This window comes from Streptomyces sp. NPDC048606 (assembly GCF_040650855.1).
In the GTDB taxonomy this organism is placed as follows: domain Bacteria; phylum Actinomycetota; class Actinomycetes; order Streptomycetales; family Streptomycetaceae; genus Streptomyces.
The window spans coordinates 1-1,829 of record NZ_JBEZIB010000103.1 but is presented as its reverse complement, the minus strand read 5'-3'; the positions used below and the strand labels follow the sequence as shown (position 1 = coordinate 1,829).

Below are 1,829 nucleotides of genomic sequence, written 5' to 3'. Positions count from 1 at the left end.
CTTCGGGCGCGAGCTGACGGTACGCCTGAACGGCCTGGACTACGAGCGGTTGCCGGACGCGGACGTGTACGCCAATCTCACCGTGCACCAGCCCCTGCGCCACTGCTACGACAGGGGCCTGACCCGGCTCCACCTGGGCACCGGCTCCTACGACGCCAAGTGCCGCCGGGGCGCCAGCGTACGCCCCCTGTGGGCCGTGGCCGGCGGCGCACAGCCCGGCACGGACGGCTCCCGCGAGCGCCTGGCCGTGCTGACCGCCCAGATGCCCCGGCGCGAGGCCGCGCTCTTCGGGGCGGAGGTCACGGCACGGCTCGCCGAGGCCGACGCCGTCTGACCCCCGCGGCCCGGACCGCTTCCCGCCGCGCACCCCACCGGCCCGGCCTCCAGGCCCGCCATGCCCCCCTTTCGTACCGCACACAGCCCGAGGAGAGAGCCCTCATGAGCCGCCATGCCCTGGTCCTATGTTCCCGTCGCCGCACGATGCCCGCGCGGCTGTTCGGCACGCCTGGGTTGGAGCGCGTCTCGGTCGTCACCGAGACGGGTCATACGCACAGCTTCCCCACCGGCGTCGACGTCGTGGAGGTCGCCGACATCCGGGACCCCCGTGAAGTGCTGGCCGCCGCGGTCTCCGTCGCCCGCCGCCGGCCGGTCGAACACGTGCTGACGCCGGCGGAGTTCAGCCAGGGCACCGGCGGCTACGTGCGCTCCGTGCTGGGGCTGCCCGGCCTCGGCCACGACGCCGCGCTCGGCTTCTCGAACAAGTACGTGATGAAGCAGCGGCTGCGGGAGGCAGGGCTGCCCGTGGCCGAGTTCGCCCAGGTCTTCTCCCTCGCCCAGGTGCCGGCGGCCGCCGACCGCACCGGGTGGCCCTGCGTGGTCAAGCCCGTCGTCGGGGGTGGCTGCCTGGACGTGGTGGTGCTGGACTCCCGCGCCCACTTCGACGCGTTCGCGGCCTCCCCCCAGGCCGACTCGCTGCGCGCGTGCCCGGATCCGCTGATCGTCGAGGCGTACGTGCCCATGGACGCCGAGTTCCACTGCGACGGCGTGGTCCACGACGGCGAGATGCTCTTCGCGGCGGCCTCCCGCTACTTCACCCCGCTGCTCGGCCAGATCGACAGCTTCAGCGGCTCCTCCTTCCTCCCCGACGGCCACCCCGGCCTCGCCCCCGCGCTCGACCTGCACGCACGCGCCGTACGGGCCCTCGGCATGCGGTCGGGCGTCACCCACCTGGAACTGTTCGCCACGCCCAACGGCTTCCTCATCGGCGAGATCGCCTGCCGCCCGGCCGGCGGCGGCATCACCGACGCCGTCCGGTACCAGTACGGCGTCGACATCTGGCAGGCGTTCCTCGACACCTCCATCGGACGCAGACCGCGGTGCGAGCCCCGCCGCCGGGACGCCATCGTCGTCAACGCCGACTTCCCGACCCGGCCCGGCCGCATCACCCGCCTCGTGCCCGAGGCGGACCTCGCCGCGCTGCCCGGCGTGATCAGCGCCCGGATGTCGATGTCCGTCGGCGACGTCATCCCGGCCGACCTGACCTCCTCCACCAGCCCGGGCCTGGTGTTCTACGAAGCCCGGGACGAGGACGAGGTCCGCTCCCGGCTGGAGAACATCCGGGACGCCTACTTCCTGGAGACCAGCGCCCCGTGAACAGGCCCACCACCGGCCCAGGACGGCAGCCGGACCGTCCGGCTCCCCACACCCCGCCTCCGCCCGGAGCAGCCGCCGCCCCGGGGGCCCCGCACTGCGTGATCGCCCGTTTCGAGCAGACCGCCCTGCGCCACCCCAGCCTCCCGGCCGTCGAACAGCACGCCGAAGTCACCGAC

At 73.9% G+C, this 1,829-nt stretch carries 1 protein-coding gene and 2 pseudogenes; all 3 read left to right on the top strand.

The annotated features are described in order from the left end of the window. A pseudogene (locus AB0D01_RS39665) lies at nt 1-334 on the top strand (hypothetical protein); the annotation flags it as partial. Between the two features lie 146 nt (nt 335-480). After that, complete coding sequence (locus AB0D01_RS39660; protein ID WP_363064282.1) at nt 481-1,653, top strand: ATP-grasp domain-containing protein; 1,173 nt, start codon at nt 481-483, stop codon at nt 1,651-1,653. Then, nucleotides 1,650-1,829: pseudogene (locus AB0D01_RS39655) on the top strand (hypothetical protein); the annotation flags it as partial. The gene AB0D01_RS39660 and the pseudogene AB0D01_RS39655, both read left to right, overlap by 4 nt.